11 protein-coding genes are annotated in these 14,375 nt (G+C 39.3%); 9 read left to right on the top strand and 2 right to left on the bottom strand.

Features of this window, described 5'->3' with window-relative positions:
* Positions 1 to 164: 164 nt before the first annotated feature.
* Positions 165 to 404, bottom strand: a complete 240-nt coding sequence (locus GXK58_RS05200; RefSeq protein WP_160720510.1) for a hypothetical protein — start codon at positions 402 to 404, stop codon at positions 165 to 167.
* Between the two features lie 246 nt (positions 405 to 650).
* On the opposite strand from GXK58_RS05200, the gene GXK58_RS05195 reads away from it, so the two are divergent.
* Together GXK58_RS05195 and GXK58_RS05190 are read left to right on the top strand one after the other, a co-directional pair.
* On the top strand, positions 651 to 1,406 hold the full coding sequence (locus tag GXK58_RS05195) for a class I SAM-dependent methyltransferase (protein WP_160720508.1): 756 nt from the start codon (positions 651 to 653) through the stop codon (positions 1,404 to 1,406).
* Positions 1,407 to 1,616: 210 nt separating this feature from the next.
* On the top strand, positions 1,617 to 2,729 hold the full coding sequence (locus GXK58_RS05190; protein WP_160720506.1) for an alpha/beta hydrolase: 1,113 nt from the start codon (positions 1,617 to 1,619) through the stop codon (positions 2,727 to 2,729).
* 128 nt (positions 2,730 to 2,857) lie between these two features.
* Here the strand turns inward: GXK58_RS05190 and GXK58_RS05185 are convergent, their stop codons facing one another.
* Entirely contained in the window at positions 2,858 to 3,046 is a 189-nt protein-coding gene (locus GXK58_RS05185) for a hypothetical protein (RefSeq protein WP_160720504.1), read from the bottom strand.
* 300 nt (positions 3,047 to 3,346) lie between these two features.
* Here GXK58_RS05185 and pgmB point away from each other — a divergent pair, with 300 nt between their 5' ends.
* From pgmB to GXK58_RS05150, 7 genes are all read left to right on the top strand, one after another.
* Positions 3,347 to 4,009: a beta-phosphoglucomutase gene (gene pgmB, locus GXK58_RS05180; RefSeq protein WP_160720502.1), complete on the top strand. Its 663-nt coding sequence runs from the start codon at positions 3,347 to 3,349 to the stop codon at positions 4,007 to 4,009.
* Positions 4,010 to 4,013: 4 nt separating this feature from the next.
* Positions 4,014 to 5,738, top strand: a complete 1,725-nt coding sequence (locus tag GXK58_RS05175) for a glycoside hydrolase family 3 protein (protein WP_160720500.1) — start codon at positions 4,014 to 4,016, stop codon at positions 5,736 to 5,738.
* Between the two features lie 214 nt (positions 5,739 to 5,952).
* Entirely contained in the window at positions 5,953 to 8,796 is a 2,844-nt protein-coding gene (locus GXK58_RS05170; protein WP_160720498.1) for a family 78 glycoside hydrolase catalytic domain, read from the top strand.
* A gap of 19 nt (positions 8,797 to 8,815) precedes the next feature.
* Positions 8,816 to 9,697 carry a glycoside hydrolase family 43 protein gene (locus tag GXK58_RS05165; RefSeq protein WP_160720496.1) on the top strand — a complete coding sequence of 294 codons (882 nt, stop codon included), beginning with the start codon at positions 8,816 to 8,818 and terminating at the stop codon, positions 9,695 to 9,697.
* A gap of 192 nt (positions 9,698 to 9,889) precedes the next feature.
* The gene (locus GXK58_RS05160; RefSeq protein ID WP_237389572.1) at positions 9,890 to 10,792 is read left to right on the top strand and encodes an alpha/beta hydrolase; all 903 of its coding nucleotides are present in this window, start codon (positions 9,890 to 9,892) and stop codon (positions 10,790 to 10,792) included.
* A 261-nt stretch (positions 10,793 to 11,053) separates the two neighbouring features.
* A complete protein-coding gene (locus GXK58_RS05155; RefSeq protein WP_160720494.1) occupies positions 11,054 to 11,929 on the top strand; it encodes a sugar phosphate isomerase/epimerase family protein in 876 nt (291 codons plus the stop codon).
* A gap of 18 nt (positions 11,930 to 11,947) precedes the next feature.
* A complete protein-coding gene (locus GXK58_RS05150; protein ID WP_160720492.1) occupies positions 11,948 to 14,224 on the top strand; it encodes a glycoside hydrolase family 3 protein in 2,277 nt (758 codons plus the stop codon).
* Positions 14,225 to 14,375: the final 151 nt, after the last annotated feature.

Genomic DNA, 14,375 nt, shown 5'->3' with positions numbered 1-14,375 from the left:
AACTAATAAATGAAGAGAACCAAAATTGTAAATTAGACAATCTTGGTTCTCTTTTAACTATTCGTTATCTTCCTCAATAAGTCTTTTAAAATCCCAATATTGTTCAAAAAAGAACGGATAGAGTCTAAAATAGATTGGAAAACATCTTGTTTAGATTTGTTGACTTATTTATTCCCAAAATCTCCAGAAAATTGCTTCACAACTGCCTGTACTTCATCTAATTTTTCCGGCTTTAATAAACTAATCATCTTAGGGATAAACTCTTGAATATCTTGTTGTGAAAAAGTGCCTTCCGTTTGTTTCTTAAAGTTTTCTGTTAATATAGATTTTGCTTCATCTTCCTTGCCCTCTTGAACCCTTTGTAAAATAAAATTTAAGAACATTTCTTGTCCCTGCTTGTCCATTTTTTTTGCCTCCTAAAAATATAAAATTGTAACATCTTATGGTTCTGTTTTTTATTATAACCCCAATAGATGCCAGTTCAAAATCTCTATTAATACACCTACCCATATTAAGATAACCATTTTTAAATAACTTCAAATTCACATTAATTATGGGTGTTCAATGAAGAAGGAAATAGTAATTATTAAAAGAATAATACAATAAATTAAAAATTGTTAAGGCATTGGTCGAAAGGAGAGTGTGGTTTTATGAAATCTACTGATAAATTCACAGATAAAGCAGAGGTATATGCAAAATCTCGTCCCAGCTACCCTAGTGAATATATTGACTATTTAATTTCTGAAGTTAGTCTAAATGAGGATTCTATGGTTGCAGATATTGGCTCTGGAACCGGTATATTTAGCAGGCAGCTTCTCGAAAGGGGATATACAGTAATCGGTGTCGAACCAAATGATGATATGAGAACAGTTGCGGAACAAACTTTGAAGCCATATTCCGGTTTTATTTCAGTAAAGGCCACGGCTGAAAACACAACTATAAATGATAATAGAATTGATTTAGTAACCGTAGCTCAGGCGTTTCACTGGTTCGACATGGAGCCGTTCAGAGTGGAATGTCAACGAATCTTGAAACAGGATGGAAGAGTGGCCCTTGTCTGGAACAGCCGGGATGGGGCAAGTGATCTAAACAAGGAAAGTGCTGAGGTTTGCCAAAAGTACTGCCCAAGTTTTAAAGGCTTTAGCGGCGGTATGGAGGAGACTCCAATTGCATTTCAACAATTTTTTAAAGATGGAAAGTATGAACTAAAGTACTTTCGTAATGACTTGCCATTTGATTTAGATGGATTTTTAGGCAGATACTTATCCGCTTCCTACTCACCAAAAAAGACCGACAAGGAGTATCAGTCTTTCATTACTGCATTATCGAATTTATTTGAAAGATACAGCAGAAACGGGAAAATAGTTATCCCAAATATCACTAGAAGCTATTTGGAGAATGTGTAATTTATTAAACGCGGATTATATTTTACTTAGGACAAAAAATTGCCTATTTTCAGTCAAAAAAGGGGATGAATTTTATATAAATCCATTATATTATTAAAACGGTAAAAGAAAGCGGTTTACGAATTCTGTTCCTTGCCCAACTAAAAGAAACTTTGCTAGGTAGATAGTCTAAAGAATTATTAATAAGAGTTTAGAAGGGATGTTAGAACCGTGCGCAAATATGATACAAATGCTATTGAACAACTACAAAAGGAAACTACAACTATCGAAAACAACGGAGTTAAGGTTATCGTAAAACCAAGCCCTGGTGAAGATAGACCAGGATATCTAGATCCTATGGAATTAAGCCTTATGGATAATCATTGGGCCGGAAAATTAGATGGGGAAGAACCTGCAGCCATGCCGCCGATGGAAGTATTAATTCCCATTATGAGAGAAAACATGGGGTTCCCAAACTATAATCTAAACACAGTAGAAATACATACAAAATATGAAGAGATTACAGAAAGCGGAAATACAGTAGGATTATGGCGTTACTATCCAAGAAAATCAGAAAAGAATTCAAAACGGCCTGCTTTCGTATTTTTTCATGGAGGCGGCTGGATTGGCGGCACCGTCTATACGGTTGAAAACTTCTGTAAATTGATAGCTGAATTAGCAGATGCCGTTGTGTTTAACGTTGATTATTCCTTAGCTCCAGAAAAGCCATTCCCTCATGGTTTCAATGACAATTATTATGCGGTAAAGCATGTTTATGAGAATGCCGAAGCCTACGGTATTGACCCTGAAAAAATCAGTGTTGGCGGAGATAGTGCTGGTGGGAATTATGCAGCGGCAGTCTGTTTGAAAGCAAGAGAGGAAGGGACACCCAAAATTGCCATGCAGGTACTGATTTATCCGGCCGTTACACAAGCGGATGCCATGGTTGATGGATATGAGTGGAGTGAGAACTTCTTTGAAAAGTCCGAGGAGCACAAGGACATCATCACTGGACTTATTTCACTCGGAAGACCTTCAAAACATGAAGATAATCTTTTCTTAGGAGCCTATATTCCAGATAAGGAAGATATCAATAATCCATATGTTAGTCCAATGCTTGCCGAATCACACGAAGGTCTGCCAAAAGCAATTCTAGCAGGAGCAGAATTTGATGGTTTGCGCATTCATACAGAGTTTTATGCCAAGCAGCTTCAGGATGCAGGAGTAGAAACAACTTGTTTCCGTTATAAAGGGATGACCCATGCGTTTATCGATAAATTGGGACATGTTCCGCAGGCAGAAGATTTGTGTATTGAGATAGCTAATGCAATTAAGGATTTATAAATATTAAGGATATAAGTAAAGAAAGAAAAGGAACCCATCATTTCCGATTTGTGGTAGGAGGGTTCCTTTTTTATAGAGTCTCCTATCCTTAAACATGAAATTTACTCAATGGCTAAGATAGTATCTAATTAAAAGATTTCTTTTATAAATATAAAATTCTTATGAAGTTCACTTTCATTGATCGATAGTTTCTGCGCTAAATCTTTTGTTCTCAATACAAATTCTTTTACACCTATAAATTCCGATTCACTAATCAAGAAAAACTGTGTTCCTTTTTTATATCCAACAAACTGCCTTTTTAATTTATATACCTTCATTTAATAACCTCTAGTGTGAAATAATATGATTATTTTTTAACAAACAAAATCAGACATAGCTATTTTACTACAAAAAAACGGAACCAGTTAAGCTAACCTGGTTCTTTTTTTACTTTCTTTAGCTTTTTGGATAAATCTGTAAATCATAATTAGAACAAATATCAGCCTATTTTCAGCCAAAAAGGGGAAAGCGATCAGGTGTTATTTCTTATATCATAGTAATTGCAATAGGAAACGCTTACAGATAATTGCGCAAATGGCGCAGCGTTGCTTACTTTTTGATAAATGAGGATGGGGCCTATGAATATATCAGCAGTTATTTTTGATTTAGACGGTGTAATTGTTTCTACAGATGAATATCATTACCAAGCATGGAAACAAATCAGCGATCAAGAAAACATCTATTTTGATAGAAAAATAAATGAAAGACTTCGCGGTGTAAGCAGAATGGAAAGTCTCGATATTATTCTGAGTCATTCAGATAAAGCTTACAGTGAAAATGAGAAACTTCAACTTGCACAAAGAAAAAATGAAATCTATTGTGAACTGCTTAACAAGTTATCACCCAATGACATTTTACCAGGGGTTATTAATCTTTTAATAAGTTTAAAGGCTAGGGATATAAAAATCGCCATCGGCTCTTCTAGTAAAAACACGCCCTTTATTTTAGAGCAGATTGGATTAACTTCGAACTTTGATGCCATTGCGGATGGAAATAGCATCAAAAACAGTAAACCTGATCCGGAGGTCTTTCTGCTGGCTGCCCAAATGCTAGGAATACAGCCCGAAGCATGTGCAGTTATCGAAGACGCACAAGCAGGAATTGATGCTGCAAAAGCTGCAGGTATGAAGGCAGTGGGTGTAGGGTCAGCTGTTAACTGCGTAAACGCTGATATGAAATTAATCGATTTAACCAATATAGAAATAGAAAAGTTACTAGAATTCAACATGATTAGGAGCTAAGACTATGCTGAAATTAAGTGATAACCTAACTTTCTTGAAAAGCAAACCATTTTTTCTTAATGAAAAAGAAATTCAGTGGGTGGAAGAAACTCTTCAATCCATGACCTTACATGAAAAAGTGGGGCAATTATTTTGTCCCATTGGCGGTTCAGACAATAAACAAGAGTTAGAAGCCTTCATTAAGGAATATCATCCTGGCGGCATCATGTACCGGCCGGATATAGGAGCAAAAATACAGGAAACACATCGGTTGTTACAAGAGTTATCGCCAGTTCCTTTACTAATCTCTGCCAACTTGGAGGCTGGCGGGAATGGGATTGCAACCGATGGCACCTATTTTGGAAAACAGATGCAGGTGGCTGCAACAGATAATGAAGAAATGGCCTATAAATTAGGATTAGTTGCAGGTCGTGAAGGCCGTGTGGCCGGTTGTAACTGGGCTTTTGCACCGATTGTTGATATAGATATGAACTATCGAAACCCAATCACCAATGTAAGAACGTACGGGTCTGACCCGATTAGGGTTGCTCAAATGTCTAAAGCCTTTATGAAGGGAATACACGAAAGCGGCCTTGCAGCGGCTGTCAAGCATTTCCCAGGAGATGGAGTGGATGACAGAGATCAACATCTTTTATCATCTGTAAATACCTTATCTGCCGAAGAATGGGATCAAACCTTTGGAATGGTTTATCAAGAAATGATAGACAGCGGGACGAAATCAATTATGGCGGGACATATCATGCTCCCTGAATATTCCAGAGAACTTGTGCCGGGTATTAAAGATGAACAAATCATGCCGGCCACACTAGCACCAGAGTTACTAAATGGATTATTAAGGGAAAAGTTAGGTTTTAATGGTTTAATTGTGACTGATGCATCCCCAATGCTAGGGTTTACTACTTCAGAAAGAAGAGAAGTTGCAGTACCTAAGGCAATTGCCTCAGGCTGTGATATGTTCCTCTTCAATCGTAATATAAAAGAAGATTATGAGTTTATGTTGAATGGGATTGAGACAGGTATTCTAACCTTAGAAAGAGTAGACGAAGCAGTTACTAGAGTACTTGCTCTAAAAGCATCGTTAGGTCTTCATGCACAAAAGGAAATGGGAACTTTAGTACCTGACGCAGCTGAGTTATCGGTATTACAGTGTGAGGAACATAAGGTTTGGGCAAGAGAATGTGCAGACCAATCCGTTACATTAGTAAAGGACACACAAAAACTGCTGCCTATTAGTGCTGACCAGTATAAAAGGGTTCGACTATATGTATTAGGTGATCAAGATGGAGGGCTAAAGGAAGGCGGCTCCGTCACTCAACCGTTTATCGATTCTCTTGTAAGTGCTGGCTTTGAAGTAGATTTATATAATGACAAGCAAGTTAATTTCCAAGAGCTGTTTATGAGTGTAAACGAGTTTAAAAAGAACTATGATCTTATCATCTATGTAGCCAACCTTGAAACAGCAAGTAACCAAACGTCGGTCAGAATTAATTGGCAGCAGCCGCTAAATGCCAACGCTCCATGGTTTGTTAAAGATATCCCGACATTATTTGTTTCGGTTGCTAACCCTTACCATCTACAGGACGTACCAATGGTTAAGACCTATATTAATGCTTATTCATCAAATGAATATGTAGTAGGAGCAGTTGTGGATAAAATTTTAGGGAAATCAGAGTTTAAAGGGAAGAATCCTGTCGATCCGTTTTGCGGGAAATGGGATACAAGATTTTAAATAAAATTAAGCACTCCATTATGAGGATGGAGTGCTGCCCCTTTTCACGGCAGAGTGAACTGCCTTTTACTTCTTAATAGGAGTTATCTTTGAATCGAGCAATATAAAATCTTTCATTTCAATATTAAATTATATTAAAGCGTTTGCTAAAATTAAATTAGCAGAAAACACAATCATCCTATGTTTTATTATCATATTGAAAGGAAGTCTACAGATGAAAATAAAAAATTTAAAAACGAACCGAATTACAAACCCACTGGGATTTGATTTAGGAAGACCGAGATTATCTTTTGTTACTTATGAAACTACGGCTAAAAAACAAACAGCTGCGCAAATACAGGTTGCGCTAGATCAAGAGTTTACAAACCTAGTATTTGACAGCGGGAAAAGCACGGAGATTGATAGTTTGGCATACGAACTGCCATTTCAATTAGAGTCTTACACTCGCTACTACTGGCGTGTGACCGTTTGGGCGGATAATGGGGATGTGGCTACAAGTGACATCGCTTGGTTTGAAACGGCAAAACTAGCAGAATCATGGGATGCCAAGTGGATTACCCCTGATTTTGATAAGGACATCCACCCTGTAATCTCAAGGGAATTTGATGTGTCAAAAGACATTGTTTCTGCACGTGCCTATGTTTGCGGTTTGGGGTTATATGAAATAGAGATTAATGGTGAAAAGGCTGGAGATGAGTATCTATCTCCAAATTTCAACGCTTATGACAAATGGGTACAATACCAAACCTATGATATTACTAATCTAGTCAGACCCGGTCAAAACTCTGTTGAAGTTAGTCTTGGAAATGGATTATACAAGGGGCGCTTTGGTTTTGAGGGCGGAGAATCGGAAATCTACGGTAATCAATTTGCTCTACTATGTGAAATTATCGTAACCCATCAGGATGGAACAAAGACTGTTATTCATACAGATGATTCGTGGAAAGCAAGAAAGAGTTCAATTCTTTTCAGTGGTATTTATGACGGAGAGATATTTGATGCAAATGCAAACGATGCTACTTCCTATAATGTTAAGGAAATAGATTTGGGATATGACCGATTAAAAGCAAGATTGAGCCTGCCAGTAGTTGTAAAGGAAGAATTAAAACCAATTGAGGTAATCAAAACTCCTGCGGGAGAAACCGTGTTGGATATGGGCCAGAATATGGTAGGCTGGATACAATTTAAAACATCTGCTCCGAAGGGGACTGAAATTGTATTACAGTATGCTGAACTTCTCCAAGAAGGCAATTTCTATCAAGACAATCTCCGTACTGCAAAGGCAGAATTTAGGTTCATATCCAATGGGGAAGAATCTACCGTAAGACCGCATTTTACTTTTTACGGCTTTAGATATGTAAAAGTCTCCGGCTGGAATGTGGAATTGGATAAAGATGACTTTACAGGATGCGTCTTATATTCTGATATGGATATAACAGGAAGTATTGAAACTAGCAATCCATTAGTAAACAGATTATTTTTAAATGCATTATGGGGTCAAAAAGGCAACTTCCTTGATGTACCGACCGACTGCCCGCAGCGGGATGAGCGGATGGGCTGGACTGGTGATGCTCAAGTCTTTTCTGGAACAGCAGCCTTCAATATGGATACCTATGCTTTCTTTACTAAATACGGATATGACCTTGCACAGGAACAATCTTCACAAGATGGAATGGTTCCGATGGTTGTTCCAATGGCAACGGTTAAAGGCGGGGGGTCAAGTGCCTGGGGAGAGGCAGCAACTGTTATTCCATGGAATGTGTATTTACATTACGGGGATAAAGCCATTCTGGAACAGCAATTTGAGAGCATGAAGGGCTGGGTTGACTTTATCAAGAGAGCGGATGATGCTTCAGGTGCCAAAAGATTATGGACTACGGGCTTCCATTTTGGGGATTGGCTGGCATTGGATGGCGAGGATCCAAAATCACCGATGGGCGGTACCGAAACAGCATTTATTTCCTCTGCCTATTATTGCTATTCTTCTATGCTAGTTGCTAAAGCAGCAAAGGTTCTTGGTAAGGAGGAAATTGCCTCGGAGTACGAACAGCTATCAAATGAAGTAAGAGTGGCCATCCAGGGAGAGTACTTCACTTCTACTGGAAGACTCGCCTTAAATAATCAGACTGCGTTCATTGTTTCCCTATTCATGGATCTTGTTCCGGAAGAACATAAAGATAGAATAGCGAATGATTTACGTCAAAGATTGAAAAAGGATAAGAATCATTTAAAGACCGGATTTGTAGGGACACCGTATCTATGCAGAGTGTTGTCTGAAAATGGAAACAATGATTTAGCTTATACATTACTACTAAACAAGGATTACCCAAGCTGGTTGTATGCGGTAACGATGGGAGCAACAACAATTTGGGAGCGCTGGAACTCTGTATTGCCGGACGGTAAGATAAGTGGAACGGATATGAACTCGTTAAATCACTATGCTTATGGTTCGATTGTGGAATGGATGTATCGAAATGTAGCTGGTATCAATCCTGTGGAAGATCAGCCAGGATTTAGACATGTGAGGCTGGCGCCTCAGCCTGATTATCGCTTGAAGTATGCAAAGGCGTCCTTGGATTCTGCGGCTGGTTCATATGAAAGTCAGTGGGAATTAAATGAAAGTGGAAAGCTGGCATTTAAGTTTGTCATTCCTTTTAATGCCACAGCTACAGTTGAATTGCCTGATGCTGACTTAGATAAGGTACTGCTGAATGGAAAATCCTTAAGGGACGTAGAGGTTACTGCTAGACAGAGCGGTGAAAGGGTACAGGTTGAGCTGCACAGTGGGACTTGGGAATTCGATTATATGCCGGAAGCTGAATATATAAAATACTACAGTACTCATCTGCCATTTGGTGAATTAATGGGTTCTGACGAGGTAAAAGCAGTATTGGCAGAAACTGCACCTCAAGCGGCCGCTTTACCTGAGGAGATGATTGCCAACTTAGGGCATCAATCCTTAAGAGAATTGTCCCATATGCCGTTCTTGCCAATCTCTGCAGAGGTTTTAGACGAGCTGGATGTAAAGCTTGGGAAAATAAAAGTAGTTGTTCAATAATCTCTAGGAGATATAAAAAATGAAAACAAACGAAATTAATATAAGGGATCCTTACATCTTAAATCATGAAGAAAAATACTATCTTTATGGAACAAGAAGTGCAACCACTTGGGGACCTGCAGATGGCTTTGACTGCTATGTAAGTGAGGACTTGGAAAATTGGGAAGGTCCGATTGAAATTTTCCACAATCATGGAGACTTCTGGGCAGACAGATGCTATTGGGCACCAGAATGCTACTACTATAAAGGCTCGTTTTACTTAGTCGCTTCATTCCGATCAGCTATTCAAAATTTAGGAACGCAAATACTCATTTCTGACTCACCAACCGGACCGTTTCAGCCTCATAGTGATGGACCAGTTACTCCAAAAGATTGGAATTGTTTGGATGGGACTCTTTATTTTAGTGCTGACGGAACACCTTATATGATATTTGGACATTCCTTTGAGGATAACCCAAACGGTGAAATGCATGCAATCGAATTATCACAGGATTTACGAATGGCTGTAGGTGAACCAAAACTATTATTTGAAGCTTCCACTGCACCATGGTCGGTTCCGATCCCGTTTGCAAAAAAGGAATTCGGAATGGATGGGGACGTTTATTTTGTTGATGGTCCCTGTATGTATCGGACAGAATCAGGGAAGCTGCTAATGCTCTGGTCTAGTTGGGGAGCAAAAGGATATGCCGTGGGTGTGGCCATTTCAGATAATGGAGAAATCGACGGGAAATGGCACCACTTGGAAACACCTCTTTACAGTGAAAACGGAGGTCACGGAATGTTATTCCAAACCAAGGCAAAAGATTGGATGTACGCCTTACATTATCCAAATGATTTGTACAAGGAAAGACCACAGTTTAAAAGAATAAAAGAGGTTAATGATGGTTTATTGCTAGTTTAAATTTTCTATTAAACATGCGTTGTGGAGAGGATTTCCCTTAACAGCGCATGTTGTTTTTTATAAAGTAAATATGTTAGGAAATGACATAAAAAAGGTTAAAAATGAACCTGAAAAGTATCTGCCAAACTATTAAAATGGAAGTAAGCGCTCGATCATTTGTAATATTTAAGGATAAGCAAAGGAGTGTTAATTTTGGTTCAAATAAAGCCAAGTTTTGAGGTTGAAGTCATACCAGGTGTCGTATTACCAATGGTAAATGTGGATTATTATGATAGAAAAATTTTGGATGTTCCATATGCAAATCTATCACCAACCCAAACACTAGATATCTACTTGCCGGAGGGAGACGGTCCTTTTCCGGTTATAGTATGTATCCATGGCGGAGCCTTCGCGTTTGGTGATAGCCGCGGTTCTGATTGTGTGTCAGCGCTAAAAGGTTTGGAGAGGGGCTATGCAATCGTATCGGTAAACTATCGTTTGAGTGGGGAAGCTAAATTTCCTGCGGACGTTGAAGATGTGAAAGCGGCCATTCGTTTTGTTAGGGCCAATGCGGCAAAGTACTCTCTTAATCCGGAAAAAATCGCCACCTGGGGTGGATCTGCCGGCGGTGCTTTGTCAGCAATGTGTGCAGCTTCGGGCGATGTTGCTGAATTTAAGAACCCGAATCTTGGCAATGTAGATGTCTCGGACAAAATCCAGGCGGCGATCGATTGGTACGGTCCTATCAATTTTCTGACCATGGACGAACAGTTTATAGAGATTGGAATTGAGGGCCAGATCCACAATTCAGCCGATTCTTTTGAATCGAAACTGATGGGTCAGCAGATCACATTGATCCCTGAACTGGTTTCCAAGCATAATCCTGAAACATTTATCACGGAAGATTGTCCACCGGTATTTATTCAGCACGGTTCGATTGATAACATTATTCCACGGCTGCAGTCGGTCCATTTCGCGGCTAAATTAGAATCTGTCCTAGGTGCTGATAAGATCTTTTTTGAACTGCTGCAAGATGCCGGTCATGGCGGTCCTGAGTTTGATACACCAGAAAATATCTCAAAAGTTCTTGATTTCCTAGACAAACATTTAAAGTAGGTAAAGACAAGCCAATCACAAAAAAGTGTTTGGTTTGTTTGATATTAAAAAAGTCGGAAATTTGAAAATAATAGGTCGTATTTATGGGTAGGAAAGGGCTTACATATGGTGTATCTTTAAAGTAGAAAAGACTATTTAATATTGGCCACTCAAATATTTTAAAAAAGAAGGTTAAAGAAGTGGGTGGCAGGAACAGTTTTCACAAGCTTAGAACCTTCAAACAAATCTATGCTTGTAATTTAAAAAAAGGGGCAGATAAAAATGGCAATGGAAATTGGATTAAATTTATTTTCAGTATTTAGAGAGTTAAACGAAGATTATTTTGGTACCTTAGAAAAAGTAGCTGAGATGGGTTACAAAAACATAGAGTTGATTTCTGCCAACTTTGCAACGGGAGAGCGGTTTACTGATACTTTTACCCTTCCGGTTATTAAAAAGAAGTTTGACGAACTAGGATTAAAGGCGTTTGCCGCACATGAAGGTGTTGCTCCAGGACAATCGTTACTGGCTGCTGATTGGGATAAAATTATTGAAGAAAATGCAACACTTGGTGCAGAGTCTATTGTCTTTCCAATGGCCTTTATTTCTGGACGTGAGGATGCCCTCCAAACTGCTGAACAACTAAATCTATTAGGGAAAAAGTGCAACGAGGCAGGTTTAGGCTTCTACTATCATAATCATGCACATGAGTTTAAGAGAATTGGAGAAACATCCCTATTTGACCTTCTTGTTGAAAATACAGATCCAAAGAACGTGAAATTTGAGCTGGACCTCGTTTGGGTTATGAGGGGTGGATATGAACCATTGGCATTGCTTGAAAAATTAGGCAGCCGCTGTGATATGATCCATCAAAAGGACTTAGGGAAACATGTAGAAACCGTTAATTTATTTGCATCAAGTCAAGAGGACAACGCGGATCTGATGAAACTATATACAGAGCTTGTGAAGCCAACTGATTTCGTTAACCTCGGTACAGGAATTGTTAACTTCCAAGATACTTATCAAAAGCTGAATGAATTAGGATCGATTCGTTATGCGATTGTGGAAAACGAAGGACAGGTTGGAGATAAATTTACTAGCATTGCGAGTGATTTACAAGTGATGGAGAATAATGTAATTGGATATATTAAAAGATAATTTGAATGGAGATATAGAATGACTGAGCATATTACAACAATCAACACTGATAATCAAATCAAATATGTCGAAAATAACGGCGGGCCAACACTAGGTTATTCCGAAACTTCTGGAGTAACAATCATTGAAAAAGAGGGACACTTTTTTAAGGATTTAAACAAAGATGGAAAAATAGATAAGTATGAAGATTGGCGGTTAACGCCTGAGAAAAGAGCGAAGGACCTTGCCTCCAAAATGACGATTGAGCAGATTGCCGGGCTAATGTTATACAGCAGGCATCAATCCATTCCAGCTGGCAGCAGAGGCTGGTTTGATGGTTCGTATGGCGGCAAGCCATACGAAGAAAGCGGCGCAAAACCTTGGGATTTAACCGATGAGCAAATTGAGTTTCTTTCAAAAGATAATTTAAGGCATGTACTCGTAACCATTTTAGAGAGTCCCGAAACAGCTGCTCGATGGAATAACAAGGTTCAGGCTTTTGCAGAAGGAATCGGGCTTGGTATCCCGGCAAACAACAGCTCAGATCCACGCCATGGTTCAGATTCAAGTGCTGAATTTAATGCAGGATCAGGCGGAAAAATCTCAATGTGGCCTGAGTCGCTGGGTCTTGCCGCTACGTTTACTCCAGAACTAGCTGAAAGATTTGGAGAAATTGCTTCAAAGGAATATCGGGCATTAGGGATTGCGACCGCATTATCACCGCAAGTTGATATTGCCACAGATCCGCGCTGGTTCCGTTTTAATGGAACTTTTGGGGAAGACTCACAGCTTTCTGCGGATATGGCTCGAGCTTATGTGGAAGGCTTTCAGAATTCAGCGGGTGAGAAAGAAATTGCTGAAGGATGGGGATATGATAGTGTCAATGCCATGGTCAAACATTGGCCGGGCGGCGGATCGGGTGAGAGCGGCAGGGATGCCCACTATGGATATGGGAAATATGCTGTATTTCCAGGCGGTAATTTTGAGGAACATTTAATTCCTTTTACAGAAGGGGCCTTTAAGTTACCTGGTAAAACAAAGATGGCTTCTGCCGTTATGCCATACTATACGATCTCAGTAGATCAAGATCCTGTAAATGGAGAAAATGTCGGTAACTCTTACAACTCTTACTTAATCAATGATTTACTTCGTAAAGAATATGGTTATGACGGTGTGGTTTGTACGGATTGGATTATTACGGCAGATGAACCAGAAAATATTGACACCTTTGTCGGCGGGAAGCCTTGGGGAGTTGAACATTTAACCGTCGCTGAACGGCATTATAAATTACTCATGGCAGGTGTCGACCAATTCGGAGGAAATAATGAAGCTGGTCCTATTTTAGAAGCCTACCAAATGGGGGTTGCTGAACATGGTGAAGCCTTTATGCGAAACCGCTTTGAAGAATCAGCGGTCCGTCTTTTAAAGAATATCTTCCGCTTGGGACTGTTTGAAAATCCTTATCTCAAAATAGAGGAAACAATTCAAGAAGTGGGAAAACCAGAGTATATGCAGGAAGGATACAATGTACAGCTTAAGTCTCTTGTGATGTTGAAAAACAAGAATAATATTTTGCCAATAACTAAGGACAAGACCGTATATATTCCTAAAAGATTTACCCCTGCAGGCACAGATTGGTTTGGAAATAAAACACCTGAAAGATTGGAGTATCCAGTCAATATCGATGTAGCGAAGAAATATTTCAATGTGACCGATAACCCTGAAGAAGCAGATTTTGGTTTGGTTTTTATTAGTACACCAAAGTCTGGGAATGGTTATAGTCAGGATGATGTAGAAGAAGGCGGAAATGGATATGTACCAATCAGCCTTCAATACAAACCTTATACAGCAACCTTCGCCCGCGAAACAAGTCTTGCTGGGGATGCACGTCCAAGTGACGTTTTAAACCGTTCGTATAAAGGCAAAACAGTGACTCCAAGCAATACGACTGATTTGAATAATGTCATAGAGACAGTTGATGCCATGAAGGGGAAACCGGTTATCGTTTCGCTACTGCTTTCCAACCCAACCATTGTGGAAGAGTTTGAAAAGGACGTAGATGCGATTATTGCTAATTTTGGAGTACAAGATCAAGCTATTTTTGATATTTTAACAGGTGCAGCTGAGCCTTCAGGTCTTCTGCCAATGCAAATGCCTGCGAACATGAAAACCGTCGAAGAGCAATTGGAAGATGTTGCTCACGACATGGAATGTCATGTGGACTCTGAAGGACATATTTATGACTTTGCATTTGGTCTAAATTGGGCTGGTAAGATTCAGGATGAAAGAACCGAAAAATATCAAATTACTAAATAATTAGTATGCCTTTTGTAAATAGAGGGGAGCTCATTACCCCAACTTGAATAATTTTAGGTCCTTGGGTAAATGAAAGGCCGTTTCATTGCCCGAGGAGGAGAAAAAAGAGCTCGCAGGGTAAATGAAAGGCCGTTTCATTTACCGGGATGGG

Origin of the sequence: Bacillus sp. USDA818B3_A (genome assembly GCF_009928415.1) — a bacterium.
Taxonomy (GTDB): Bacteria; Bacillota; Bacilli; order Bacillales; family Cytobacillaceae; genus Neobacillus.
Note: the sequence above shows the minus strand (reverse complement) of the source record. Positions and strands in the feature narration are given on the sequence as shown.

Bases quoted from the DNA above. Each gene is read 5' to 3' on its own strand.
- GXK58_RS05150 (WP_160720492.1), top strand. From the start codon at position 11,948: ATGACTGAGCATATTACAACAATCAACACTGATAATCAAATCAAATAT.
- GXK58_RS05185 (WP_160720504.1), bottom strand. From the start codon at position 3,046: ATGAAGGTATATAAATTAAAAAGGCAGTTTGTTGGATATAAAAAAGGA.
- GXK58_RS05165 (WP_160720496.1), top strand. From the start codon at position 8,816: ATGAAAACAAACGAAATTAATATAAGGGATCCTTACATCTTAAATCAT.
- GXK58_RS05195 (WP_160720508.1), top strand. From the start codon at position 651: ATGAAATCTACTGATAAATTCACAGATAAAGCAGAGGTATATGCAAAA.
- GXK58_RS05175 (WP_160720500.1), top strand. From the start codon at position 4,014: ATGCTGAAATTAAGTGATAACCTAACTTTCTTGAAAAGCAAACCATTT.
- GXK58_RS05170 (WP_160720498.1), top strand. From the start codon at position 5,953: ATGAAAATAAAAAATTTAAAAACGAACCGAATTACAAACCCACTGGGA.
- pgmB (WP_160720502.1), top strand. From the start codon at position 3,347: ATGAATATATCAGCAGTTATTTTTGATTTAGACGGTGTAATTGTTTCT.
- GXK58_RS05200 (WP_160720510.1), bottom strand. From the start codon at position 404: ATGGACAAGCAGGGACAAGAAATGTTCTTAAATTTTATTTTACAAAGG.
- GXK58_RS05155 (WP_160720494.1), top strand. From the start codon at position 11,054: ATGGCAATGGAAATTGGATTAAATTTATTTTCAGTATTTAGAGAGTTA.